25 protein-coding genes are annotated in these 23,475 nt (G+C 73.3%); 13 read left to right on the top strand and 12 right to left on the bottom strand.

Annotated elements, in window-relative coordinates:
• Positions 1-216: 216 nt before the first annotated feature.
• The 4 genes from RF647_RS03190 (at position 217) to RF647_RS03175 (ending at position 4,760) form a co-directional block, all read left to right on the top strand.
• Positions 217-1,380, top strand: a complete 1,164-nt coding sequence (locus tag RF647_RS03190) for a 5-(carboxyamino)imidazole ribonucleotide synthase (RefSeq protein WP_368810712.1) — start codon at positions 217-219, stop codon at positions 1,378-1,380.
• Between the two features lie 136 nt (positions 1,381-1,516).
• Positions 1,517-2,002: a 5-(carboxyamino)imidazole ribonucleotide mutase gene (gene purE / locus RF647_RS03185; RefSeq protein ID WP_368810711.1), complete on the top strand. Its 486-nt coding sequence runs from the start codon at positions 1,517-1,519 to the stop codon at positions 2,000-2,002.
• A 66-nt stretch (positions 2,003-2,068) separates the two neighbouring features.
• Entirely contained in the window at positions 2,069-3,685 is a 1,617-nt protein-coding gene (locus tag RF647_RS03180) for an LCP family protein (protein ID WP_368810472.1), read from the top strand.
• A gap of 55 nt (positions 3,686-3,740) precedes the next feature.
• Complete coding sequence (locus RF647_RS03175; RefSeq protein ID WP_368810471.1) at positions 3,741-4,760, top strand: lipid II:glycine glycyltransferase FemX; 1,020 nt, start codon at positions 3,741-3,743, stop codon at positions 4,758-4,760.
• A 10-nt stretch (positions 4,761-4,770) separates the two neighbouring features.
• Here RF647_RS03175 and RF647_RS03170 read toward each other — a convergent pair whose 3' ends face one another.
• Positions 4,771-5,946 (bottom strand): hypothetical protein, encoded by a 1,176-nt coding sequence (locus RF647_RS03170; RefSeq protein ID WP_368810470.1) that lies wholly within the window; start codon positions 5,944-5,946, stop codon positions 4,771-4,773.
• Positions 5,947-6,157: 211 nt separating this feature from the next.
• A complete protein-coding gene (gene glpX / locus RF647_RS03165) occupies positions 6,158-7,105 on the bottom strand; it encodes a class II fructose-bisphosphatase (RefSeq protein ID WP_109269303.1) in 948 nt (315 codons plus the stop codon).
• Positions 7,106-7,397: 292 nt separating this feature from the next.
• Between glpX and RF647_RS03160 the strand changes: the two genes are divergently transcribed.
• From RF647_RS03160 to RF647_RS03150, 3 genes are all read left to right on the top strand, one after another.
• The gene (locus RF647_RS03160; protein ID WP_368810469.1) at positions 7,398-8,123 is read left to right on the top strand and encodes a DUF4245 domain-containing protein; all 726 of its coding nucleotides are present in this window, start codon (positions 7,398-7,400) and stop codon (positions 8,121-8,123) included.
• A complete protein-coding gene (locus RF647_RS03155) occupies positions 8,120-8,770 on the top strand; it encodes a carbonic anhydrase (RefSeq protein WP_133411511.1) in 651 nt (216 codons plus the stop codon). The genes RF647_RS03160 and RF647_RS03155 overlap by 4 nt, the downstream gene beginning before the upstream one ends.
• A 77-nt stretch (positions 8,771-8,847) precedes the next feature.
• Positions 8,848-10,269, top strand: coding sequence for a class II fumarate hydratase (locus RF647_RS03150; protein ID WP_368810468.1), 1,422 nt, complete (start codon positions 8,848-8,850; stop codon positions 10,267-10,269).
• A gap of 105 nt (positions 10,270-10,374) precedes the next feature.
• Here RF647_RS03150 and RF647_RS03145 read toward each other — a convergent pair whose 3' ends face one another.
• From RF647_RS03145 to RF647_RS03135, 3 genes are all read right to left on the bottom strand, one after another.
• Positions 10,375-10,620 (bottom strand): acyl carrier protein, encoded by a 246-nt coding sequence (locus RF647_RS03145; RefSeq protein ID WP_368810467.1) that lies wholly within the window; start codon positions 10,618-10,620, stop codon positions 10,375-10,377.
• A 115-nt stretch (positions 10,621-10,735) separates the two neighbouring features.
• A complete protein-coding gene (locus tag RF647_RS03140) occupies positions 10,736-11,206 on the bottom strand; it encodes an NUDIX domain-containing protein (RefSeq protein WP_368810466.1) in 471 nt (156 codons plus the stop codon).
• Positions 11,207-11,267: 61 nt separating this feature from the next.
• On the bottom strand, positions 11,268-11,792 hold the full coding sequence (locus RF647_RS03135; RefSeq protein ID WP_368810465.1) for a prepilin peptidase: 525 nt from the start codon (positions 11,790-11,792) through the stop codon (positions 11,268-11,270).
• 66 nt (positions 11,793-11,858) lie between these two features.
• On the opposite strand from RF647_RS03135, the gene RF647_RS03130 reads away from it, so the two are divergent.
• A complete protein-coding gene (locus RF647_RS03130) occupies positions 11,859-12,614 on the top strand; it encodes a hypothetical protein (protein WP_368810464.1) in 756 nt (251 codons plus the stop codon).
• A 130-nt stretch (positions 12,615-12,744) separates the two neighbouring features.
• On the opposite strand, the gene RF647_RS03125 is transcribed toward RF647_RS03130, so the two are convergent.
• Positions 12,745-14,094 (bottom strand): PhoH family protein, encoded by a 1,350-nt coding sequence (locus RF647_RS03125; protein ID WP_017832410.1) that lies wholly within the window; start codon positions 14,092-14,094, stop codon positions 12,745-12,747.
• Between the two features lie 190 nt (positions 14,095-14,284).
• Positions 14,285-15,046, bottom strand: a complete 762-nt coding sequence (locus tag RF647_RS03120) for an isoprenyl transferase (RefSeq protein ID WP_368810463.1) — start codon at positions 15,044-15,046, stop codon at positions 14,285-14,287.
• Between the two features lie 174 nt (positions 15,047-15,220).
• Here RF647_RS03120 and RF647_RS03115 point away from each other — a divergent pair, with 174 nt between their 5' ends.
• Positions 15,221-15,928 (top strand): hemolysin III family protein, encoded by a 708-nt coding sequence (locus RF647_RS03115; protein ID WP_368810462.1) that lies wholly within the window; start codon positions 15,221-15,223, stop codon positions 15,926-15,928.
• Between the two features lie 74 nt (positions 15,929-16,002).
• Here the strand turns inward: RF647_RS03115 and RF647_RS03110 are convergent, their stop codons facing one another.
• Entirely contained in the window at positions 16,003-16,374 is a 372-nt protein-coding gene (locus RF647_RS03110) for a hypothetical protein (protein WP_368810461.1), read from the bottom strand.
• Between the two features lie 8 nt (positions 16,375-16,382).
• Entirely contained in the window at positions 16,383-17,261 is an 879-nt protein-coding gene (mca, locus tag RF647_RS03105; RefSeq protein WP_031282471.1) for a mycothiol conjugate amidase Mca, read from the bottom strand.
• Positions 17,262-17,471: 210 nt separating this feature from the next.
• Here mca and RF647_RS03100 point away from each other — a divergent pair, with 210 nt between their 5' ends.
• The 3 genes from RF647_RS03100 (at position 17,472) to RF647_RS03090 (ending at position 18,887) form a co-directional block, all read left to right on the top strand.
• Positions 17,472-17,897: a DUF4307 domain-containing protein gene (locus tag RF647_RS03100; RefSeq protein WP_017832415.1), complete on the top strand. Its 426-nt coding sequence runs from the start codon at positions 17,472-17,474 to the stop codon at positions 17,895-17,897.
• Positions 17,898-18,166: 269 nt separating this feature from the next.
• A complete protein-coding gene (gene greA, locus RF647_RS03095; protein WP_017832416.1) occupies positions 18,167-18,670 on the top strand; it encodes a transcription elongation factor GreA in 504 nt (167 codons plus the stop codon).
• A 7-nt stretch (positions 18,671-18,677) separates the two neighbouring features.
• On the top strand, positions 18,678-18,887 hold the full coding sequence (locus RF647_RS03090) for a hypothetical protein (protein WP_368810460.1): 210 nt from the start codon (positions 18,678-18,680) through the stop codon (positions 18,885-18,887).
• 84 nt (positions 18,888-18,971) lie between these two features.
• Here the strand turns inward: RF647_RS03090 and ilvA are convergent, their stop codons facing one another.
• Together ilvA and RF647_RS03080 are read right to left on the bottom strand one after the other, a co-directional pair.
• Positions 18,972-20,219, bottom strand: coding sequence for a threonine ammonia-lyase (ilvA, locus tag RF647_RS03085; RefSeq protein ID WP_368810459.1), 1,248 nt, complete (start codon positions 20,217-20,219; stop codon positions 18,972-18,974).
• A gap of 102 nt (positions 20,220-20,321) precedes the next feature.
• Positions 20,322-21,734, bottom strand: coding sequence for an AI-2E family transporter (locus tag RF647_RS03080; protein WP_368810458.1), 1,413 nt, complete (start codon positions 21,732-21,734; stop codon positions 20,322-20,324).
• A gap of 112 nt (positions 21,735-21,846) precedes the next feature.
• Here RF647_RS03080 and RF647_RS03075 point away from each other — a divergent pair, with 112 nt between their 5' ends.
• The gene (locus RF647_RS03075) at positions 21,847-22,449 is read left to right on the top strand and encodes a nitroreductase family protein (protein WP_368810457.1); all 603 of its coding nucleotides are present in this window, start codon (positions 21,847-21,849) and stop codon (positions 22,447-22,449) included.
• 103 nt (positions 22,450-22,552) lie between these two features.
• On the opposite strand, the gene RF647_RS03070 is transcribed toward RF647_RS03075, so the two are convergent.
• Positions 22,553-23,425, bottom strand: a complete 873-nt coding sequence (locus RF647_RS03070; protein WP_368810456.1) for a Bax inhibitor-1/YccA family protein — start codon at positions 23,423-23,425, stop codon at positions 22,553-22,555.
• Positions 23,426-23,475 lie beyond the last annotated feature (50 nt).

The raw sequence follows: 23,475 nt of genomic DNA, 5'->3' as shown, positions 1-23,475 counted from the left end.
CGGACCTCGGCACATCCTACCCCGCCCCTCCTGCACGGCACCGGAGAGTTGCAGCACAGTCCCCTGGCCGTCGCCGGTCCCGTGTCGGGCAGGTACCGGGGTCGAGGCGGGAGGACGACGCCGGAGACCGGGCGGCGGGCGGCCCCGGCGGCAGGGCATCCCGGTCCGCCGAGCGGGCCCGGCGGACCGGGATACCCTGGTCGGGTGAATTCTTCTGTGACCGCCCCTGTCATCGGCGTCGTCGGAGGCGGGCAGCTCGCCCGCATGATGGCGCCCTCCGCCACCGCCCTGGGGATCGAGCTGCGCGTGCTCGCCGAGGGCCCCGACGTCTCGGCGGTCGCCGCCGTGCCCACCGCCCCCGTGGGCGACTACACCGACCTCGACGTGCTGCGCCGGTTCGCCGCGGGCGTCGACGTGCTGACGTTCGACCACGAGCACGTGCCCACCGAGCACCTGCAGACCCTGCTCGCCGAGGGCGTGGAGGTCCGCCCGGGCCCGGACGCGCTGGTGCACGCCCAGGACAAGCTGTGGATGCGCGCGGCCGTGGAGCGCCTCGGGCTGCCGAACCCGCGGTGGGAGGCGGTCGCCGACGTCGAGGAGTTGATCGCCTTCGGGGAGCGCACGGGCTGGCCGGTGGTGCTCAAGACCCCGCGCGGCGGCTACGACGGCAAGGGCGTCATGGTCCTCGGCACCGCCGAGGACGCCCGCGGCGCCGAGCCGGCGCAGTGGTTCGCCCGCACGGACGGGCCCCTGCTGGCGGAGGAGAAGGTCGGGTTCTCCCGCGAGCTCTCCGCGCTCGTGGCCCGGACCCCCTCCGGCGAGGTGCGGGCGTGGCCGGTGGTGGAGTCGATCCAGGTGGACGGCGTCTGCGACGAGGTGCTCGCGCCCGCCCCGCGGCTGCGGCCCGAGGTCGGGGCCGCGGCCACGGACGCCGCCCGGACGCTGGCCACCGAGCTGGGCGTGACCGGCGTGATGGCCGTGGAGCTGTTCGAGACCCCCGGCCGCGGCACCGGGTTCCTGGTGAACGAGCTCGCCATGCGCCCGCACAACTCCGGGCACTGGACCATGGACGGGTCCGTGACCAGCCAGTTCGAGCAGCACCTGCGCGCCGTCCTGGACCTCCCGCTCGGGGACACCGGGCTGATCGGCGGGTCCGCGGTGATGAAGAACTACCTGGGCGGGGCGAACCAGGACCTCTTCGGCGCCTACCGGGCGGCCATGGGCGCGGAGCCCCGCGCCAAGATCCACAACTACGGCAAGGCCGTGCGGCCCGGGCGCAAGATCGGTCACGTCAACCTCACCGGCGCCGCGGACGAGATCCCGGAGCTGCGCCGGCGGGCCACCCGCGTGGCGGCCGTGCTGCGCGACGGGCAGGCCTGACCCGCGTGCCTCCCACGGCCCGTCCAGCCGGGACGGATAGCGTAGCCCCAGACCGGACCGCGATGGCGGCCCCCACCCGCCGAGCAGCCCAGGAGCACCAGTGAACGAGAAGCAGCAGCCCGTCGTGGGCGTCGTGATGGGCTCGGACTCCGACTGGCCCGTGATGGAGGCCGCCGCCACCGCCCTCGAGGAGTTCGGGATCGCGTACGAGGCCGACGTCGTCTCCGCCCACCGGATGCCCACCGAGATGATCGAGTACGGTCAGCGGGCGCACGAGCGGGGGCTGCGGGTGATCATCGCCGGGGCCGGCGGCGCCGCCCACCTGCCGGGGATGCTCGCCTCGGTGACGCCCCTGCCCGTGATCGGCGTCCCCGTCCCCCTGAAGACTCTCGACGGCATGGACTCGCTGCTGTCGATCGTGCAGATGCCCGCCGGCGTCCCGGTGGCCACCGTGTCCATCGGCGGGGCGCGCAACGCCGGGCTGCTGGCCGCCCGGATCCTCGCCGCCGGCGCGGACCCGCAGGCCGAGGCCCTGCGCGGGCAGCTCCTGCGCTTCGCCGACGAGCTCCGGGAGACCGCCCACGCCAAGGGCGCCGCCCTGCGCACCCGCCTCGACGGCTGACCCAGGCGCCCGCGCTCCCGCCCTCCCGTCCTTCCCCCTGCCCGCCCTTCCCCGCCGGAGCTGCCCGTGAACGGCCACACCCCCCGCGCTGAGCACGATCCCCGCCCGCCCCACGACCCGTCCGCCGAGGGCTCCCGGTCCCGGGACCTCCCGCCCGACGCCGTGACGGCCGTGCGGGGCGTCGACGACGACGCGGCGAGCCCGCCCCGGCTCACGGATCCGCTGCGCCACCCGCAGCACGCCGGGGACGGCACCCGGGCCCGGCGCGCGTGGACGCTGCTGCTGTCCACGCTCGTGGTCCCCGGCAGCGCGCAGCTCGTCGCGGGCCGGCGGGCTGTCGGCCGGGCGGCCCTCAAGGTCGACGTGGTGGTCTGGGCCGCGGCGGCGCTGGCGCTCCTGTCCCTGGTGCTGTGGCGCACTCCCCTGGTCTGGTTCCTGACGAACTCGTTCACGTCCCTGCTCCTGATCGCCGGGCTCCTGGCCCTGGCGGTGGGATGGGCGCTGCTCTTCTTCGACACGCTCCGGCTCATCCGGCCCGGCCTCCTCGTGCAGCGGACCCGCCGCGCGGTGGCCGCGGCCACCGTGGCGCTCATGCTCGTGACCTCCGGCGGACTGGCCTGGTCCGCCTACCTGCTGTCCGTGACGCGCGGTGCGGTCTCGGACGTCTTCGGGGGCGGGCTGCCCTTCCGGCCCGCGGACGGGCGGTACAATATCCTGCTCATGGGCACCGACTCCGGGGAGGACCGCTCGGGCCGCCGCCCCGACTCGATGACGGTGCTCAGCGTGGACGCCGACTCCGGGCGGACCGTGACCGTCTCCCTGCCGCGCAACCTGCAGAACGCGCCCTTCCCCGAGGACTCGCCGCTGGCGGAGGTCTATCCCGAGGGCTTCGACTGCGGCGACGAGTGCATCCTCAACGCCCTCTACACCGACGTCACGAACAACCACGCCGAGCTCTACCCCGACGCCGCGGACCCCGGCGCCGAGGCCATGAAGGACGCCGCCTCGGGCGTGCTCGGCATCGAGGTCCAGGCCTACGCGATCGTCGAGATGAACGGTTTCGAGCAGCTCGTCGACGCCCTCGGCGGGATCACCATCGACGTCGGCGGGCGCGTCCCGATCGGCGGCGGCACGGACCTGGTGACGGGCCTGCCGAACGAGATCTTTGGGTACATCGAGCCTGGCGTCCAGCGCCTGGACGGCTACCACGCCCTCTGGTACGCCCGGTCCCGCGAGGGGGCCACGGACTACGACCGCCAGGCTCGCCAGCGCTGCGTGCAGGCCGCGATGCTCAAGCAGCTCAACCCTGTCAACGTGCTGACCCGGTTCGAGGACCTCGCGAACTCGGGCACACAGGTCGTCGAGACCGACATCCCGCAGAGCCAGATCGGCTCGTTCGTGGACGTGGCGCTGAAGGCCAAGGAGCACGAGCTGGTGCAGTACGCCGCCGGCCCGCCGTACTACGACCCGTCCTTCCCCACCTACCCGGACTTCGACCTGCTGCACGAGGACCTCGACCGGGTGCTCGAGGAGGCCACGGACCGGGGCGCGCGGGACGCGGAGGCCCTGCCGGCCGGCACGCCGGTGGGCTCCGGGCTCGCGATGGCCGCCCCCCTTGCGGCGGCGAAGCCCCTCGTGGGGACGCAGGAGCTCACGCCCAACGGCACCTGCTCGGTGCCCTGACCGGCCCGGACCGCAGGGCGCCGGCGGCGCCCTGACGCCCCGGTACAGTGGGGGCGTGGCGAACATACTGCAGTCGAACGCATGGGCCGGATTCCAGCGGAACCTGGGGCACAAGGTGTTCCGGGCCTCCGGGGACGGATGGCGCTACCTCGCGATCCTCGAGGGCGGCCGGGCGGGTCGCTACCTCTACTGCCCGTACGGTCCCGAGGCGCGGACCCCGCAGGCCTTCGAGGCCGCGCTCGACGACCTCGCCCGCACGGCCCGGTCCGAGCGCTGCTGGTTCGTGCGGGTGGAGCCCGTCGACGCCGCGGTGACGGACGGGCTCGAGACGCCCGAGGCCTCCCTGCGCCGGCGCGGACTGCGCCCGGCCCCCCGGCAGGTGCAGCCCGGGCACACCCAGGTCATCGACCTCACCCAGGACGAGGACGCGATCCTCAAGGACATGAAGTCCACCAACCGCAATCTGCACCGCAACATCGCCAAGAAGGGCGTGACCTTCACAACCTCGACCGACCCGGAGGATGTCGACGTGCTCCTGGGCTTCCTCGAGGCCACGGCCGAGCGCAAGGACTTCGCCCGCCAGCAGGACGCCTACCTGCGCGAGGCCGCCCGCAGCCTCATGCCCGTGGGTGCCGCGGCCCTCTACGTGGCCCGGCTGGACGGGGAGCCCATCGGCGCCTCCCTCGTCTACGACTCCGACGACACCCGCACCTACGCCCACGCCGCCATGGACTTCGAGCACCGCAGGCTCTCGGCGGGGATCCCCCTGGTCGTGCGGATGGTCCTCGACGCCAAGCAGAAGGGCCTGAGCCGTTTCGACCTCTTCGGCACCGCGCCCGAGGACGCTGGCCCGGACCACCCGTGGCACGGCTTCACGAAGTTCAAGAAGTCCTTCGGCGGCCGCCCGGAGTCCTACCCCGGGACCTGGGACCTGCCGCTGAGCCGCGGGAAGTACGCCGCGTACACCGGTGTGCGCGCCGCCCGGGAGGCCGCCGTCTCGGCCCGCAAGAGCCTCCCGGGCCTGACCGACCGGCTCCGGGAGTCGGTCGCCGGCATGCGCCGCCGGGAAGCCTGAGCGCCCGGTCTCAGCGCCCCGCCGCGTCCCGGAGGGCGGAGATGCTCTCGCCGACCACGCGGCGGGTGAGGTCCCGGGCCCGCCGGGCACGCCCCCGGGCGGGACGCGACGCGCCGTCGTCGTCCTCGGGCACGTCGTCCGGCTCCCCGAGGTCGGGAGACCACGCCGGGGCCGGCTCGCCCAGGCCCAGCTCCGCGGCCACCGCGGTCCCCGAGGCCTCGGCAACGGCCTCTGCGACGTCCTCCGAGAACTCCCCCGCCGGGCCACGGCCCAGGGCCTTCTCCCAGGGGCCCAGCACCGGGCGCTCCGTCGCCGCCAGCTCGCGGACCACGAGCGGCACCTCCGTCTCGTCCGGGTCGCCGCCGTCGAGGCGCTGCACGCGCCGCTTCTGCAGCTCGACGATCCCGGTCAGCAGCAGGGCGTCGTCCACGCCCAGGTCCCGGCCCCGGCGGGTGAAGCCGAGCCGGTAGATCATCGCCAGACCGCGCGTGTGCACGAACCACAGGTAGCCCAGGGCGGCCTCGCGGCCGTCCTCGGCGGCCTCGGTGGCCACGAGCAGCAGCGAGTCCTCGCCCAGGTCCTCCAGCAGCTGGGTGATGAGCCGGGTCCGCAGCCCGATGTTCGCGAGGACCCGGCTGCCCGCCGTGACCTCCCGCACCGTCACGCCCGGGGTGCGCAGTGCCGTGCGGCAGCGGTCCAGGGTGGCCTCCGAGAGCCGCCGCGAGAGGTCCCGCTCGGTCTCCCCCAGCACCACCTCCAGCCGCCGGGGCTCCTCCGGCCCGGCGTCCGCGGCGGGCCGGGTGAACCCGGCGGCCTCCAGCGCCTCCGGGGTGCCGGGCGCGCGCAGGGTGTCGGCCTGGAAGCGCAGCAGGACGGCCGAGTGCTCCGCCCGGGCCCAGTCGGCGAGGGCGGCGGCGACCACGGGCAGGTCCTCGGGCCGGTGGACGTGGCAGTGCACGGTCCCGGCGACCACGCGCTCGGCCTCGGAGCGCAGGTAGAGCTGGGCGTAGCCCACGGTGCGCTGCTCGGCGTCGTGGACCATGACGCGGTCGACCCGCAGACCGGGGCCCTCGGCGGAGACCTGTGCCTCGCCGATGCCCCACAGCTGCTGCGGGTGCCCGCCGGTCACCCGGACGGTGGCGTCCCAGGTCTTGCGGTTGGGACAGGGGCTGACCGTGGTGCTCACGTGGGGATCCTCCTCGTCACCCGGGCGCTCCGCCCCGGCTGGGGGACCGCGGTCGGCGCCCGCAGTTCGGCCTCCAGTCTATGGCCGGGAGGGCTCGCGACCGGTGCCGGACACGGTCCGGCCGGGACGGCAGGACCCCCGCACCGGAGGTCGGTGCGGGGGTCCTGTCACGGCCGTGCCGGCCGGGCTCGGCGAAGGCTCGGTGTCAGGCTCAGTGGCGGGCGTACTTCTCCCACTTGGAGGCCAGGTGCTCGGCCTCGACCATCCGCACGGTCCCGGAGCGGGAGCGCATCACGATGGACTGGGTGGTGATGCGGCTGCCGCGGTAGCGCACGCCGCGCAGCAGGTCGCCGTCCGTGATGCCCGTGGCGGAGAAGAAGCAGTTGTCCGAGGTGACGAGGTCGTCGGTGGTCAGCACGGCGTCGAGGTCCAGGCCGGCGTCGAGGGCCTTCTGCTTCTCGTCGTCGTCCGTGGGCGCCAGCCGACCCTGGATGATGCCGCCGGTGGCCTTGACGGCGCACGCGGTGACGATGCCCTCCGGGGTGCCGCCGATGCCCATCATGACATCCACGCCGGTGCCCTCGCGGCACGCCGCGATCGCCCCGGCCACGTCCCCGTCGAGGATCATCCGGGTGCGGGCGCCGGTGGCCCGGATCTCGTCGACGAGCTTCTGGTGGCGCGGGCGGTCCAGCACGCACACGGTGAGCTGGTTGATCTTGATGCCCTTGGCCTTGGCCACGAGGTGCAGGTTCTGCTTCACGGGCAGGCGCAGATCCACGAAGTCCGCCGCCTCCGGGCCCACCACGAGCTTGTCCATGTAGAACACGGCGGAGGGATCGAACATCGACCCGCCGTCGGCCACCGCAATGACGGCCAGGGCGTTGTTCATGCCCAGCGCGGTGAGGCGGGTGCCGTCGATCGGGTCCACGGCGACGTCGGAGGCCGGTCCGGAGCCGTCGCCCACCTGCTCGCCGTTGAAGAGCATCGGGGCCTCGTCCTTCTCGCCCTCGCCGATGACCACGGTGCCGTTGAAGTGCACGGTGGACAGCAGGGCCCGCATGGCGTCGACCGCGGCCCCGTCGGCGGCGAGCTTGTCACCGGCGCCGACCCACTGGCCGCCGGCGATCGCCGCAGCCTCGGTGGTCCGCACCAGCTCCATCGCCAGGTTGCGGTCGGCCACGTTGTTGGTGCGCGCCTGGATCGTTCCGGTGGATTCTTCGGCCACGTTGTTCCTCACCTTCGAGTTCACGTTCTTCGGGACCCCCGGGCCGGGCTCGGCCGCGGGCGCGGTCCACGTCCTGCCCAGCATATCGCCCGCGCCCCCGCGGACCGCGACCTGGGCCACATTGCGGCCGGGTGCGTCCCGGCGGGTCCGCGGCGGAGGGAGCGGGGGCAGCGGACAGAGGGCGGGCGCGGCGGACAGGGGCCGGCGGACAGGGCACAATGGACGGGTGAGCTCCTCGACCCCCGACCGTCCCGCAGAGCACCCCTCGGCAGAGCACCCCTCGGCAGAGCACCCCGCGGCCGCCGGCCCCGGCACCGTGTCCGGCCCCGAGGCCGCCGAGGCCCCGGAGCAGCCGCTCCCGCAGATCACGGAGAAGCAGGCCCGGCGGCTCAACGCCCCGGTGCAGGGGATGATCATCTCCATGGCGGTCCTCCTCCTGCTGGTCCTGCCGTTCGTGTGGCTCCAGCCCCGCCCCGACGCCCAGCCGTACCGCCCCGACGTCGACGTCGCCCAGGAGGCGGACTACGTCGCGGACGAGGCGCCCTTCACCCCGGTCGTGCCGGAGCCGGGCGAGGACTGGACCGCCAACTACGCCCGGTGGAACGGCGGCGCCGCCGAGGGGGTGCCCTTCTGGGAGATCGGCTGGGCCACCCCGCAGGGCAGCTTCATCGGGCTGGTGCAGACGTCCATGGCCAACCCCACGTGGCTGGCCCAGCAGACCGAGGCCGTCCCCGCCACCGCGACGGTCGACGTGGGCGGCGTGCCGTGGGACGTCCACGTCCGGGAGGAGTCCCGGAACCAGGACGCCCTGACCGTGTACACCGGTGAGGTCAACGGCTCCACCGTGGTGCTCAAGGGCGACGCGCCCGGCGCCGAGCTGGACCAGCTGGCCGCCGCCGTCGCCGAGGACCTCACCGACGCCCCTGCCCCGCGAACCACGGAGATGCCATGACCCCGGACACCCGCCCCGACGACACCTCGCCCCGCACCCCTGCCGCCGCCTGGCAGCGCCTGCGCGAGGGCAACGCCCGCTTCGTGGCGGGCGAGTCCATGCACCCCAACCAGGACGCCTCCCGACGGCAGTCCGTGGCCGGCGGGCAGAACCCGTTCGCCGTGATCTTCGGCTGCTCGGACTCGCGGCTGGCCGCCGAGATCATCTTCGACCTCGGCCTGGGCGACGCGTTCGTGGTGCGCACCGCCGGGCAGGTCATCGACGACGCCGTGCTCGGCTCGATCGAGTACTCGGTCGCGAACCTCGGCACGCCGCTGATCATGGTCCTCGGCCACGACTCGTGCGGGGCCGTGACCGCCGCGCACGACGTCGCCGGCTCCGGGCAGATGCCCCGCGGCTTCCAGCGGGACCTCATCGAGCGGATCATGCCCTCCGTGCTCGAGACCCAGCGCCACGGCCACCAGGACGTCAACGCGGCGGTCGTGGAGCACACCAAGCAGACGGCGTCCCGCCTCATGGAGCAGTCCCGGGTGATCGCGGACGCGGTCTCCAACGGCGAGGTCGCCGTGGTCGGCGTCTTCTACCACCTCGAGGACGGCGAGGCGGAGCTCGTCCACGGGCACGGCACCTGGCTGCCGGGCCGCTGAACCGGGCGCCCGGCACGGCGGCCGTCACCCCGGGTCGCCGTGCCGGGCGTCACCCGGCGCTGTCCTAGACTGGCGCCATGGCTGATACCACCGCAGAGACCACCGAGTACCGCATCGAGCACGACACCATGGGCGAGGTCCGCGTTCCCGCGAACGCCCTGTACCGTGCTCAGACCCAGCGTGCGGTCGAGAACTTCCCCATCTCGGGCAAGCCCCTCGAGCCCCAGCACATCGTCGCGCTGGCACAGATCAAGAAGGCCGCCGCCAAGGCCAACGCGGAGCTGGGGGTGCTCGACGACGAGCGCGCCCGGGCCATCGCGGACGCCGCGGACAAGGTCGCCACGGGGCAGTACGACGAGCACTTCCCGATCGACGTCTTCCAGACCGGCTCCGGGACGTCCTCCAACATGAACACCAACGAGGTGCTGGCGACCCTCGCCAACCAGGCGCTCGAGGGCACGGACGTCGAGGTCCACCCCAACGACCACGTCAACGCCTCCCAGTCCTCCAACGACGTCTTCCCGACCTCCGTGCACGTCGCCGTCACGGGCGCGCTGATCAACGACCTGGTCCCGGCCATGACGCAGCTCGCCGAGTCGCTCGAGCGGAAGGCCGCGGAGTTCCAGGACGTCGTGAAGTCCGGTCGCACCCACCTCATGGACGCCACGCCGGTGACCCTGGGCCAGGAGTTCGGCGGCTACGCCGCGCAGGTCCGCTACGGCATCGAGCGGGTCGAGTCCTCGCTGCCGCGGGTGGCCGAGGTCCCGCTGGGCGGCACCGCCGTGGGCACCGGCATCAACACCCCCGCCGGCTTCTCCGCCCGCGTCATCGAGCTGCTCGCCGAGGAGACCGGGCTGCCGATCACCGAGGCCCGCAACCACTTCGAGGCCCAGGCCAACCGGGACGGCCTGGTCGAGGCCTCCGGCCAGCTGCGCAACGTCGCCTACAGCTACATGAAGATCAACAACGACCTGCGCTGGATGGGCTCCGGCCCCAACACCGGCCTCGGCGAGATCCTCATCCCCGACCTCCAGCCCGGCTCCTCGATCATGCCCGGCAAGGTCAACCCGGTGATCTGCGAGTCCACGATCCAGGTCTGCGCGCAGGTGATCGGCAACGACACCACCGTCTCGCTGTCCTCCACCAACGGGGCATTCGAGCTCAACGTGGGCATCCCGGTCATGGCCTCGGCCCTGCTGGAGTCCATCCGACTGCTCGCGAACTCCTCGCGCGTGATGGCGGAGAAGATGATCGACGGGCTCGAGGCGAACACGGAGCGCTGCCGTTTCCTCGCCGAGGCGTCCCCGTCCATCGTGACCCCGCTGAACAAGGCCATCGGCTACGAGGCCGCCGCGAAGATCGCCAAGCACGCCGTGGCGAACAAGATGACGGTGCGCGAGGCGACCGTCGCCCTCGGCTACGTCGAGAACGGCCAGCTCACCGAGGAGCAGCTGGACCGGGCGCTTGACGTCACCACCATGACGGGCCCCAACGCCTGACCCTGGGCTCCCGGCGCACCGAGGGGTCGCGTCCGGACGGAAATGCTGCGGCATTCCCTCCGGACGCGACCCCTCGCGCCGTGCGGCGGCCGATAGCAGCCCCGGTCAGGAGGTCACGGCCGGGCCGGACTCGTCGGACTTGGAGAGCTCCTTGATGAACTCGTGGCACGTCCTGGCGCGCTCGGCGTCCTGGCTCATCACCTGCTCGAAGAACTCGGCGATGTCGTCCCGGCCCGCGTTGCGGGCGTCCCGCACGTACTGGCCGTAGTCGTGGCCTGCCTTGAGCGAGTGGTACTGCACGGAGACCAGGTCGTAGGTCACGTCGTCGAAACCGGTCTGTCCTGCGGGCATGTCGTTCCTCCTTGCTCGTTCGCGCTCGTCGGATGGACGTCTCCGAGTCTAGGAGCGCGTGTCGTCCGTCACAAGTAAGCACGCTGTGTTTCTGTTCGCCGTGCTGCGGCCCGGCTCAGACCACGAAACGGGGCGGGCCGCTGTGCGCCCGCGCGGCCCGCAGCCGCTCGAGCTGGTGGGGCGGCATCGGCGGGAGCTCGTCCACGGAGTACCAGCCGACCTCGAGCGACTCGTCGTCGTTGACACGGGCCTCGCCGGAGACCCAGCGGCAGCGGAAGGTGTGGTCCAGGAACTGGCAGCGGTCCCCGTTGGGGTACTGCACGGGCTCCCCCGCCTTGACCGCCACGAGCTCCTCCACGACGGCGACGACGCCGGTCTCCTCCAGGCACTCGCGCACCGCCGTGACCGCCGGCTCCTCGCCGGGCTCCACGATCCCGCTCACCAGTCCCCAGTTGCCGTTGTCGCTGCGCCGGGCCAGCAGCACCCGGCCGTCCTGGCGCAGCACCACGGCGGTGACGGCGGGCAGCCACAGGAGGTCGTGGCCGATCTTCTCCCGCAGGGACAGGACGAACTCGGGGGTGGGCATGCGGGCTCCTCGTGGGGCGTCTCGGGGTGGGGTCCGGCCCATTCTGGCAGGCCGGCGCGGGTCACAGCAGCAGGAGGACCCCGAGGGCCCCGGTGATCATGGCGGGACCGAACGCCACCCGGGAGCGGGCGTCGACCCGGCCGAGCACCACGAGCACCGCCCCGGCCAGACCGCCGAGCACGAACCCGGCCGCCGCCCCCAGCACGGCGTGCCAGACGGAGACGAAGCCCAGGCACATGCCGAGCAGACCGGAGAGCCGGACGTCGCCCATGCCCATCCCGGCCGGGTGGAGCATGCGGAGCAGGACGTAGAGCCCGCCCACGACCACCAGGCCCCACAGCATCCACAGCAGCCGGACCGGCTCGCCGGCCACCACCGCCGCCCCGCCCAGCAGCACCCCGCACACGGGGTACAGCGGGCGCACCACGCGGCCCGGCAGCCGGTGCTCCCGCACGTCGGTGCGCCACAGCCACGCGCACGCGACCACGAGCACGGCCGTGCCGAGCAGCGCGAGCGCCCCGGCGGCCCACCCGGCGGCTTCCCCGCGGGTGAACTGCTCGGTCAGGAAGGTGCCCACACCGGGCATCGTAGCCCCGGCCCCCGCCGTGACGGGGCGCCTGTGGACGCGCGGGGCCCTCCCTAGACTGGGGTCATGCACCGCTCCTCCGTCCCCGCGCCCACCGACCAGGACGAGTTCTGCGCGCTCAGCCGTTCCTCCCCGTGGCGCTGGGACACCGTGCGCTTCGTGCTGTCCTGGCCGGCCCCGGCGGACGCCGCGCCCCGCCGGCCCGTCCGGGCCTGGGTTCGCCGCCCGGACGGCCTGCGCGTCGAGGCCCTGGACGGCACCCCCCTGTACACGGCCACCACGCGGGAGCAGTCGCGCGACGACTTCTACGTCGCCTCGACCTCGGCCTCGTGGCTGCTCGCGCCGCAGCTGGTGGCCCCGGTGTTTACGGACTCCGGGCTCGTCGAGCGCCGGCCCGAGGCGGCCTACGGGGACCCCGTCTTCGGCGGCGGCCGCTGGCAGGCCATCCTCGACCCGGTCGAGCTGGCCGGGGACGCCCCCGTGCCGCCCTACCTGCCGGAGTGGCGGCCCTGCACGGTCGAGGACGTCGGCACCGGCACCCACCACGGGCGGCCCGTGCGCGGCGCCGTGGTGGTCCCCGGCCACGCCTACACCCCGACGACGCCGGGGCACCCCCTCGCCCCCGCCCGCACCCGGGTGCTCCTGGACGAGCGGACGGCCGTCTGCGTCCGCTCGGAGGTGCTCGAGGGCCCGCTGGCCGGCACGGGCCACGACCTGCGGATCGAGGCCGTGGACGAGTACTTCATCGACGACCTCTTCCGCTCGGTGCCCCTGGACCTCACGGACGTGAGCAGGCACCTGCCCTGGCCCGTCGGTCCCTGAGGTCTCCGAGGCACCCGAGGCCCTGCAGGTGTCCGGGGTGTCCGGCGCCCGCAGGGGCCGGCACGTCCGAGGCCCCGCCACCCGTTCTGGGCGGCGGGGCCTCGGACGTCGAGCCGGGGAGAGCCGTGGCTCAGCTGTCCAGGTCTCCCAGCACCTCCGTGACCAGGGCGGCGATCGGCGAGCGCTCCGAACGGGTCAGCGTGACGTGGCCGAAGAGCGGGTGGCCCTTGAGCGCCTCGACCACGGCGGTCACGCCGTCGTGGCGGCCGACCCGGAGGTTGTCGCGCTGGGCGACGTCGTGGGTCATGACCACCTTGGAGTTCTGCCCGATCCGGGACAGCACGGTGAGCAGCACGTTCTTCTCGAGGGACTGCGCCTCGTCCACGATCACGAAGGCGTCGTGCAGGGACCGGCCGCGGATGTGCGTCAGGGGCAGCACCTCGAGCATGCCCCGGTCGAGCACCTCCTCGACGACCTCCTGCGAGACCAGCGCCCCGAGGGTGTCGAACACCGCCTGGCCCCACGGGTTCATCTTCTCCTCCTCGGAGCCCGGCAGGTAGCCGAGCTCCTGGCCGCCCACCGCGTAGAGGGGACGGAAGACCATGACCTTGCGGTGCTCCCGGCGCTCCATCACCGTCTCCAGGCCCGCGCACAGGGCCAGGGCGGACTTGCCGGTGCCGGCGCGCCCGCCCAGCGACACGATGCCGACCTCGGGGTCCAGCAGGAGGTCGATCGCGAGCCGCTGCTCGGCGGAGCGCCCGTGCACGCCGAAGACGTCCCGGTCCCCGCGCACCACCCGGGCGGAGCCGTCGGCGCGGACCCGTGCCAGGGCGCTGCCGCGCACGGAGTGCAGGGTCAGGCCCGTGTTGGCCGGCAGCCCCTCGGCGCCCGGGACCACGACGGCCTCGCCGCCGTAGAGCCGGTCCACCACGTCGTCGGGGACCTCGAGGGCCGCGGTCCCCGACCACTCGACGTCGGAGCCGACCCACTCGGCCCGGTACTCCTCGGCCTCCAGGCCCAGAGCGGAGGCCTTGACCCGCATGGGCAGGTCCTTGGAGACGATGCACACGTCCTTGCCCTCGTTGGCGAGGCTCAGCGCCACCGCCAGGATCAGGGAGTCGTTGTCCTTGAGCCGGAAGCTCACCGGCAGGACGGTGTCCGAGACGTGGTTGAGTTCCACCACCAGGCTCCCGCCCTGGTCCCCGAGGGGCACGGGCCGGTTGAGCCCGCCGTGCTCCACGCGCAGGTCGTCCAGCAGCCGCAGGGCCTGCCGGGCGAAGTAGCCCAGCTCCGGGTCGTGCCGCTTGCCCTCCAGCTCGGTGATGACGATGACGGGCAGCACCACCTGGTGCTCGGCGAAGCGCAGGATCGCCCGGGGGTCGGACAGCAGCACCGAGGTGTCGATGACGTAGGAGCGCACCCCGGCGCCCAGGGGGGCGGAGATGTCGGTGATGCGCTCCTGCTTCTTGGAGATGCTCATGGTGGCCCTTCCTCCTCGGTCCGGCGGGCGGCGTCAGCGCCGTCCACCTGAGGACAACGTATGCGGACCGGACCCGCCGCGCGAGCAGAAACGGTGAACGGCGCGCAAATTGCCAGCGACCGCCCCGGGCGTGGCCGGCGCCGCGACCGGGGACGGCGTCCGGGACGACGACGGGCGGGGTCCGGTGGGCTCAGCCGCCGAAGCGCCGCTGCCGCGAGGCGTAGTCGCGCAGCGCCCGCAGGAAGTCGACGCGGCGGAAGTCCGGCCACAGCGCCTCGCAGAAGTAGTACTCGCTGTAGGCGGACTGCCACATGAGGAACCCGGACAGCCGCTGCTCGCCCGAGGTGCGGATCAGCAGGTCCGGGTCCGGCTGCCCGCGCGTGTAGAGGTGCTGGGAGATGTCCTCCACGGACAGGCTCTGCGCGAGCTCCCGGACGTCCGCGCCGGCGTCCAGGGCATCGGTGAGGACCTCCCGCACGGCGTCCACGATCTCCTGCCGGCCCCCGTAGCCGACCGCGATGTTCAGGTGCGGGCCGGCGTTGCCCGCGGTGCGCTCCGTGAGGTCGGCCAGGCACGCCGCGAGCCGCGGCGGCAGCATCTCGAGGGCGCCGACGGGCTGGACCCGGCAGATGCCCGTCTCGGTGAGCGTGCCCATGAGGTCGGAGATGATCTCGAGCAGGGGTTCCAGCTCCGCGGCCGGGCGCTTGAGGTTCTCGGTCGAGAGGATGTAGAGGGTGACCACCTCGATGTCCAGCTCCCGGCACCAGCCGAGGAACTCGACGATCTTCTGCGCGCCCGCCTTGTGCCCGTCCGTGGTCGAGGCGCCGAACTGCTTGGCCCACCGCCGGTTGCCGTCCACGAGGACGCCGACGTGCTTGGGCAGCCGCCGCGGGTCGAGCTCGGCGGAGAGCCGGCGCTCGTAGAACCGGTAGAGCGGCCGTGGCTTGGGCATCTGTGCTTCCTCCCGGGTTCTCGCGCACGGTGTCGGGGGTCGGGCCGGACGTGGTGGGGGCCACGGTGCCGGGCGTGGTGGTGGTCACGGACCCGGCCGGCTCTCGGCGACGCCTCCTAAACTACCCGGTGGGAGACCGGACGGACTCACGCACAGCACGCCGGGAGGAACATCATGGAGCACACGCACAGCGCCGCCCGCCGGGCCGCCGGCCGCGTCGAGGAGGCGGTCGAGCACGGGATCGAGGGCCTCGTGGAGCGCAAGCCCGCGTGGCGGGGCTGGATCCACGCGAGTTTCACGCCCGTCGTCGTCGCCCTGGGTCTCGTGGCGATCCTGCTGGCGCCCAGCACCGAGCTGCGGATCGCGTGCGCCGTGTACGGCGTGACGGGCATCCTGCTGTTCGGCGTGTCGGCGATCTACCACCGCGCCTACTGGCCCCGGCGGCTGCACATGGTCCTGCGCCGGATGGACCACTCGAACATCGCGCTGCTGATCGCCGGCACCTACACCCCGCTGGCGGTCGCGCTGCTGGACCCGCCGCAGGCCCGGCTGCTGCTGGTCGTGATCTGGTCCTGCGCCGCCGGTCTCGTGCTCTTCCGGCTGCTGTGGACCCTGGCGCCCCGCTGGCTGTACACGCCGCTGTACGTGGTGATGGGCTGCCTGGCCCTCTTCTACCTGCCGCAGTTCTGGCAGACCAGCCCCCCGGCGGCCGCGCTGACCGCCGCCGGCGGCATCGCCTACATCGCCGGCGCCGTGGTCTACGGCACCCGGCGACCGCGCCTGCTCCCCGAGGTGTTCAGCTTCCACGAGGTCTTCCACGCCTTCACGGTGCTGGGCTTCGTGCTGCACTACGTGGCGATCATGCTCGCGATGCTTCGCTGAGCGGCTCCGCCCCGCCCACCCGCTCATCGGACTCCGCGGGGCCCCGGTTCCGCACCCGGGGCCGGTCCCTTGTCTCAGCCGCGAGGGTCGGGTCCCTCCGGCTCCTCGGCCCGCGCCACCGGCCCTCCCCCGGCCCGGTCGCCGTCGGCGCCGGTCCTGGCGTCGGCGCCGTCCGTCCCGGCGCTGTCGGTCCCGGTGTGGCCGCCGGCCCGCTCCTCGGCGGCGCGGCGCTCGGCGTACTCCGCGCGGTAGCGCAGCCGCCGGTTGCGGCGGTTGAAGTCGCGCACGAGGAAGATGACGGCCACGGCCAGCAGCAGCGTCATGAGGAACCCCAGCATCCCGGGGGTCACCTGGCTCGGGTCCAGGCCGGGGCGCAGCGTGCCCTCGTCGATCGGGTTGGGCGCCATCGCCGGCAGCAGGGCGAGCACGTTCAGCACAGTGGTCATCCCGGCGCTCAGCCCACGATCCCGGCGAACAGGTCGTGCTCCGGCAGGTCGGTCGGCACCCGGGACTCCGCCAGGACGTAGTCCTCCCACGGCCACACCTGGGACTGCAGCTCGGCGGAGACGGCGAAGAACATCCCGTCCGGCGCCACCTGGGTCCGGTGGCTGCGCAGCGCCTCGTCCCGCAGCGCGAACGTGTCCGGGCAGCGCACCTTGGTGGTGGTCTCGTGCCGGGGGGCCGGCGGGCGGTGGCCCTCCGGGTCGCTCTCCTGCAGCATCGCGATCCGGGCCGCGTACGGGGACTGCAGGCCGCGCTCCTCGAGGGCCTCGTGCAGGGCCACGAAGCGTTCCAGGTTGAAGGCCCGGTCGTAGTAGAGCTTCTGCGGGGTCCACGGCTCGCCGAGGCCGGGGTACCGCTCCGGGTCGCCGGCGGCGCGGAACGCCTCGACGGAGACGTTGTGCGTCTGGATGTGGTCCGGGTGCGGGTAGCCGCCGTTCTCGTCGTAGGTCAGGATCACGTGCGGGCGGAACCGGCGCACGAGCCGGACCAGGGGTGCCGCGGCGCGCTCGAGCGGCTGCAGGGCGAAGCAGCCCCACGGCAGCGGCGGCAGCGGGTCCCCCTCGGGCAGCCCCGAGTCCATGAAGCCGAGCCAGCGGTGGTCGACGTCCAGCGCGGCGGCCGCCTGCGCCATCTCGTGCCGGCGCAGACCGGTCAGGTCCCGCTCGGCGTGCGGGTGGCCCTCCATCTCGGCGTTGAGGATCGAGCCCCGCTCCCCTCCGGTGCACGTGGCCACCATGACCTCGACCCCCTGCCGGACGTAGTGGGCCATGGTCGCGGCGCCCTTGCTCGACTCGTCGTCGGGGTGGGCGTGGACGGCCAGCAGGCGCATCTCTGACAGGGAGGTCACTCGGGAGGTCCTCTCGGGAACGGTAGGGGAGTCGGGGAAGCGGCCGGTGCGGGCACGGGCCGCCGCCCATTTTACGCGTTCGCCGGACGGTCCTGCGCCCGGGGTGCTCCCAGGGGGCTCGGCTACAGTGGTCGGGCGGTCGCCGGGCCCGGCGCCGCCCCCTGCCCCCTGCCCCCGAGACCCGAGGCCGCCGTGTCCACCGACTCCCCAGACCTGCTCCGCGACCGATACGGAGCCCCCCGCCGCGAGCGCCGGATCGGGACGCGCGGCTGGATCGGTCTTGCGCTGGCGGCCACCCTGGTCACCGCCGTCTTCGTCGTCTGGGTGGTCACGGCGCGGCAGAGCGCCCCCACGTTCAAGGACATCGGCTTCGAGGTGGTCTCGGAGGCGCGGGCCACGGCGGACTTCGAGCTCACCAAGCGCCCCGAGGACGTCGTCACGTGCGCGGTGCAGGCCCTCAACCAGGAGTACGCCGTGGTGGGCTGGTCCGAGGTGACCATCGGGGCCGTGCCCGAGGACCGGCTGGGCGACGGCGGGACGAGCTCCCACCGCGCGGCCGTGCGCACCACCAACCTGGCGACCACCGCGGTCGTGGACTCCTGCTGGCTCGAGGACTGAGCCCCCGGCGGTCGTCCCGCCCGTGTGTCGTCGTCGCCGTCGAGCCTTTGGGCTTGTCCGCCCGCCCCGCCTAGACTGGGCACCAGGACTCCCCGTCCCCGGCAGCCGGACACCGTCCGAAACGGACGACCCGCACCGGGGCGGGGTCTTTGCGTAGCGGACCCCAGCACCGCCGGCGGCCCCCACGCCGTCGTCCCGGTCCGCCGCGGACCCGCCCGGACCCCGGGAGGACAGCCGCGGCCCGACCGCCCGTTCACCGAGGAGAGATTGTGACCACCACGAACAAGACCGGCGCCTGGCTGACCCAGGAGGCCTACGACCGCCTGAAGAAGGAGCTCGACCACATCTCCGGCCCGTACCGGCACGAGATCGTGGAGCGCATCGACCAGGCACGCTCGGAGGGCGACCTCAAGGAGAACGGCGGCTACCACGCCGCCCGCGAGGAGCAGAGCAAGAACGAGGGGCGCATCGTCCACCTCAAGAACCTGCTCGAGAACGCCCAGGTCGGCGAGGCCCCTGCCGACGACGGGGTCGTCGAGGCCGGCATGGTCGTCACCGCGGAGATCGCCGGCGAGGCGATGACCTTCCTCATCGGCTCCCGCGAGGTGGCCGAGGACCTGGCCGCCGGCAGCGAGCTCGAGGTCTTCTCCGAGAAGTCCCCGATGGGCTCCGCGATCTCCGGCCACCGGGTCGGAGACGAGCTGTCCTACACCGCTCCCAACGGCAAGGAGATCCCGGTCAAGATCCTGGACGCCAAGCCGTTCAAAGTCTGAGGCTCCCGTGACGACCCACTGGTTGCGCAGCCCCGGCCCCGGCACCAAGGCCATGATGGTCCTGACGGCGGTGCTCGGGGTCGTGGCCGTGGTGCTGCACTTCGCGGGTCAGGGCGACCCCGCCGCGAGCGCCCCCGGCAGCCTGCGCAACGTCTTCGTCTTCGCGACGTTCGTCAGCGCGTTCGTCACCTACCTCACCGGCCGACGCCGCACCTGACGCCGCCCCCGACGACGACGGCGCCGGTCCCCGCGGGGACCGGCGCCGTCGTCGTCCGGGGCCGGGACCGGTGCCCGGCGGTGGTCAGTGCACGACGACGGGGTGGTAGCCCTCCGCCTCGAGCGCCCGGAGGATCTGGCGGCAGTGCTCATGCCCCTTGGTCTCCATGTCGATGGTGATGGACACGTCCCCCAGGCTGAGCGAGCCGCCGATCCGGGTGTGGTCCACACCGGTGACGTTGGCGTCCTGGACGGCGATGAGCTCGGAGATGCGGGCGAGCTCGCCCGGGCGGTCGGTGAGCATCATCTTGATGGTCATGTACCGGCCGGCGGCGGAGAGCCCCCGCTGGATGACCTTGAGCATGAGCATGGGGTCGACGTTGCCGCCCGAGAGCACCACCACGGTGTTGCCGAGGTCCGGGTACGCGGCCTGCAGGCGCCCGTCCAGGAGGGCCGCGACGCCGACGGCGCCGGCCGGCTCCACCACGAGCTTGTTGCGCTCGAGCAGGAAGATCAGCGCCTGGGCCAGGGAGTCCTCCGAGACCGTCACGACGTCGTCGGTGAGCTCCTTGATGATGCTGAACGGCAGCTGCCCGGGCTTGCCCACGGCGATGCCGTCCGCGATGGTCGAGACCCGGTCGAGGGTCACGAGCGCGTCCCCCGCGAGGGACGGCGGGTAGGCGGCGGCGTTCTCCGCCTGCACGCCGATGAGCCGGATCGGCCGGCCGAGCTGCTCGGCGCGGGCCTTGACCGCCACGGCCATGCCGGCGAGCAGTCCCCCGCCGCCCACCCCGGTGATGACGGTGTCGACATCGGGCACCTGCTCGAGCACCTCGAGGCCGAGCGTGCCCTGCCCGGCCACGATGTCCGGGTGGTCGAAGGGGTGGACGAACACCGCCCCGGTCTCGGTGGCGTGGCGCTGGGCCTCGGCGAGGGCCTCGTCCACGCTGGTGCCGTGCAGGATCACCTCGGCGCCGTGGTCCTGGGTCGCGGCGATCTTGGGCAGGGCCGCGCCCAGCGGCATGTAGATGCGGGCGGTGATGCCCAGCTTGGCGGCGGCGAGGGCCACCCCCTGCGCGTGGTTGCCCGCGGAGGCCGCCACGACACCGCGGGCCTTCTCCTCATCGGTGAGCTTGGCCATCCGCACGTAGGCTCCGCGGACCTTGAAGGAGCCCGCGCGCTGCAGGTTCTCGGCCTTGAGGTCGACCTCCGAGCCGATGAGCCGGGAGAGCGCCCGGGAGTGGGTCACCGGGGTCCGGTCGATCACGCCCTCGAGGAGCGCGGCGGCGTCCTGGATGTCGGCGAGACGGACGGGCAGTTCGGCCAGGCTCACGGTGCGTCTTCTTTCCCGGTCGGTGCGTCGGTGCGGGGCCGTGCGGGACCCCCTGGGTCGTGCCACGGTGAGCGCCCGCCGACGGCGGGCGCGGTCCTCATCCTAGTCGCTGCCCGGGGAGCGCTCCGGCGAGGCGGGAGCACCGGGGCCTGCCCCCTGGCCGACCCCCTGCTCGGCGCTGCGGCCGCGGCCCTGCCCCGTGCCGGCGGCGGCCCGGGCGCGGTCGTCCCGGCGGCCGCGCTTGAGCGCGGCCTGCAGCCGTTCCTTCGCGCGGGTCCGGCGGAAGCGCTGGAGCTGCGCCATGATCTGGTCGCGGGTGAGCTCGTTCTTGCGCGCGTGCTTCTTGATCTCCCACGGGAAGTAGTACGGCTCCCACGGGATCTCGTCGTCCTCCTTCCACGTCCCGCCCACGAGGTAGCGCACCACCGTGTTGAGGAAGGCCATCACGGGCACCGCGAACAGGGCGCCCGCGATGCCGAAGAGGATGGTGCCGGACGCGACGGCGAGGAAGACCGCGAGGGGGTGCAGGGACACGGCCCGGCCCATCACGAGCGGCTGCAGGACGTTGGACTCGATCTGCTGCACCAGCAGCACCACGGTGAGCATGGCCAGGGCGGTGCCGAAGCCGTTGGCCACCAGCGCCACGAGCACGGCGACCGCGCCGGTGAGCACGGCGCCCACGATGGGGATGAAGGAGCCCAGGAACACGAGGATGCCGATGGGCAGGGCGAGGGGGACGCCGAGCAGCGCCGCGCCGAGCCCGATGCCCACGGCGTCCACGAACGCCACGAAGCCCTGGATGCGGGCGTACTGCACGAGCGAGGTCCAGCCCCGGCGGCCGGCGCCGTTGACGGCCCGCCGCGCGCTGACCGGGAACAGCCGGACGAGGAAGAGCCAGATCCGCTCGCCGTCCATGAGGAAGAACAGCAGCGTGAAGAGCATGATGATGATGCCGGTCAGCACGTTGCCCGCCGTCGAGCCGAAGGACATGGCGCCCGAGAGGATGGCCTCGCTGTTGTCCTGGATCGTGGTGCCGAGGTCGTCGATCCAGTCGTTCACGCTGTCGGCGCTGAGGTTCAGCGGCCCGTCCTCGAGCCAGCCCAGCAGCTGCTGGGTGCCGACCACCACGTTCTCGGACAGCTGCGCGAAGCCCAGCACGATCTGCCGACCGGCGAGCACGAGCAGACCCGTCACGAGGCCGATGAGCACGAGCACCGCCGTGCCCGAGGCCAGGCCCGCCGGCACGTGCTGTCCGCGCAGCCACTTCACCAGTGGGAACAGGAGCCCGGCGAGCAGACCGGCGATGAGCACGGGGATGATGACCACCGTGATCGTCGACAGCATGTACCCGAGCAGCCCCACGGCCGCGAGGATGATGATGAGCCGCCACGACCACGCCGCGGCCACCCGCACCGAGACCGCGACCCCACCCGCGGCGTTGCCGTGCAGCGGGGGGAGCTCGGTGCCGGGTCCCGGCCGCAGCGGCCGCTCGGCGTCGTGCGATGTCGAAGGCATGGAGCCATCTTGGCACGGCGGTCCGACCGCCGGACGCCCCCCGGCCGGAGCCGGGCAACGATTCCGCGGGCCGGTCCGGCACGCGGGGCGCGCACGGTGGAAGACTGGCGGGATGTCACGCACTTTCCTCCGCGTCCTCGCCCAGCGCCGGCCGGCTCCCGGCCTGACCCCGGACGCTCCGCCGCGGGAGGAGCTGGAGGCCGTGCTCCGCGCCGCCGCCGGGACCGCGGCCGCCGATCCGGGCCTGAGCTGGCGGGTGGCCGTGACCACCCGCCGCTCCGCGCCGGAACTCGCGGCCGCGCTGGCGGGGCTGACCCGGGTGCCCAACATGTCGGCGCCCTTCCCCCGGCTCAAGGGCAAGCAGCTGCGCCGGCTCGCGGCCTTCCGGGGCGCCCTGAAGTGGGCGAGCACGGGAGGCCTGGGGTGTGCGCTCGTCTTCAGTCCCGACGACACCCTGGGCGTCCCGCGGAAGGAGCAGCTGAACGCGGCGCACGGGGCCCGCCCCCTGCTCGAGGCCGCGTTCTGGGCCGCCGGCTGGGGCACCGTGTGGTCCCACCGGGACGGCGAGGACGAGGACGCGGTCCGCGCGTTCTACGGGCTGACGGAGGAGGAGAAGCTGCTCGGCTGGCTGTTCGTGGGCCGCCCGCCCCGCGCCGTGGCCGCCGAGCACACGGCCACCCGCCCCACGCCCGGGCCCCGGATCTCGTACCACTGAGCCCCTCCCCCGCGCCCGCCCGCGGGTCGCGGCACGACGACGGCCCGGGACCCGCGATGCGCGGGTGCCGGGCCGTCGTGGGTGGCGCAGCCGGGGCGGGGACCTAGTTCGAGGTCATCTCCCGGATGATCGCCAGGATGCGCAGGATCTCGACGTAGGTCCAGATCAGCGTGACCGTCAGGCCGAAGGCCGCGGACCAGGCCATCTTCTCGGGGACGCCGACCTCGACACCGCGCTTGATGTTGTCGAAGTCCAGCACGAAGCTGTAGGCCGCGAGCAGGATGGCCACGGCGCCGATGAGCAGGCCCAGCCAGGGGCCGAGCGGGCTGTCCGTGCGGATGTTGAAGCCGAACAGCAGCACCGCGCCCAGGTTGACCAGCGCGAAGAGGGCGTAGGCCATGAGCGCGACCATGAAGATCTTGGTGGCGCGCGGGGAGGCCCGGACCTTGCCGGAGCGGAAGAGCACGAGCACCGAGACGAACACGGCGATGGTGCCGATGACGGCCTGCACCACGATGCCCGGGTACATGGCCTCGAACATCCCCGAGATGCCGCCCAGGAACATGCCCTGGAACAGGCCGTAGGCGAGGATCAGCGCGGGCGAGGGCTCGCGCTTGAAGGCGTTGACCAGGCCGAGGACGAGACCGACGAGGGCGCCGGGGATGGTGAGGATCGGCATGATCCAGCCGGCGAGCGCACCGACGACCACGGCGCCGAGCACCGTGGCGGTGCGCATGATGACGTCGTCGTAGGTCATCCGGCCGGTCTGGTTCGTCCCGGCGGCCGGGGCGTTGTACATCGAGTCCAGGCGCTCGGCCGAATACGGGGCGCCCTGCTGGTAGCCGGTCCGTCCGTAGCCGGGCTGCTGCTGGTAGGGGGTTCCGTAGGAGGTCTGTCCGTACTGGTTCCCGTGGGACTGGGCGCTGCCTGCGCCCGGCTTCGAGAGATCGCGGAGAAGCGGGTTACCGCCGGCCATTGAGGGGTCCTTCCGTGGCACTGATGTGCGAGATGTGCGACCAGCGTAGC

Origin of the sequence: Kocuria sp. CPCC 205263 (assembly GCF_040981075.1) — a bacterium.
GTDB lineage: Bacteria > Actinomycetota > Actinomycetes > Actinomycetales > Micrococcaceae > Kocuria > Kocuria rosea.
The sequence above is the reverse complement of the archived record's forward strand: the minus strand, read 5'-3'. Positions and strand labels throughout refer to the sequence as shown.

Excerpts from the sequence above, each read along its gene's own strand:
- RF647_RS03140 (WP_368810466.1), bottom strand. The coding sequence starts at position 11,206 with ATGCCCACCCCCGAGTTCGTCCTGTCCCTGCGGGAGAAGATCGGCCAC.
- RF647_RS03130 (WP_368810464.1), top strand. The coding sequence starts at position 11,859 with ATGCACCGCTCCTCCGTCCCCGCGCCCACCGACCAGGACGAGTTCTGC.
- RF647_RS03155 (WP_133411511.1), top strand. The coding sequence starts at position 8,120 with ATGACCCCGGACACCCGCCCCGACGACACCTCGCCCCGCACCCCTGCC.
- RF647_RS03150 (WP_368810468.1), top strand. The coding sequence starts at position 8,848 with ATGGCTGATACCACCGCAGAGACCACCGAGTACCGCATCGAGCACGAC.
- RF647_RS03145 (WP_368810467.1), bottom strand. The coding sequence starts at position 10,620 with ATGCCCGCAGGACAGACCGGTTTCGACGACGTGACCTACGACCTGGTC.
- RF647_RS03135 (WP_368810465.1), bottom strand. The coding sequence starts at position 11,792 with ATGCCCGGTGTGGGCACCTTCCTGACCGAGCAGTTCACCCGCGGGGAA.
- RF647_RS03120 (WP_368810463.1), bottom strand. The coding sequence starts at position 15,046 with ATGCCCAAGCCACGGCCGCTCTACCGGTTCTACGAGCGCCGGCTCTCC.
- purE (WP_368810711.1), top strand. The coding sequence starts at position 1,517 with ATGGGCTCGGACTCCGACTGGCCCGTGATGGAGGCCGCCGCCACCGCC.
- mca (WP_031282471.1), bottom strand. The coding sequence starts at position 17,261 with ATGCGCCTGCTGGCCGTCCACGCCCACCCCGACGACGAGTCGAGCAAG.
- RF647_RS03070 (WP_368810456.1), bottom strand. The coding sequence starts at position 23,425 with ATGGCCGGCGGTAACCCGCTTCTCCGCGATCTCTCGAAGCCGGGCGCA.
- RF647_RS03075 (WP_368810457.1), top strand. The coding sequence starts at position 21,847 with ATGTCACGCACTTTCCTCCGCGTCCTCGCCCAGCGCCGGCCGGCTCCC.
- RF647_RS03080 (WP_368810458.1), bottom strand. The coding sequence starts at position 21,734 with ATGCCTTCGACATCGCACGACGCCGAGCGGCCGCTGCGGCCGGGACCC.
- glpX (WP_109269303.1), bottom strand. The coding sequence starts at position 7,105 with ATGGAGCTGGTGCGGACCACCGAGGCTGCGGCGATCGCCGGCGGCCAG.
- RF647_RS03115 (WP_368810462.1), top strand. The coding sequence starts at position 15,221 with ATGGAGCACACGCACAGCGCCGCCCGCCGGGCCGCCGGCCGCGTCGAG.
- RF647_RS03125 (WP_017832410.1), bottom strand. The coding sequence starts at position 14,094 with ATGAGCATCTCCAAGAAGCAGGAGCGCATCACCGACATCTCCGCCCCC.
- RF647_RS03110 (WP_368810461.1), bottom strand. The coding sequence starts at position 16,374 with ATGACCACTGTGCTGAACGTGCTCGCCCTGCTGCCGGCGATGGCGCCC.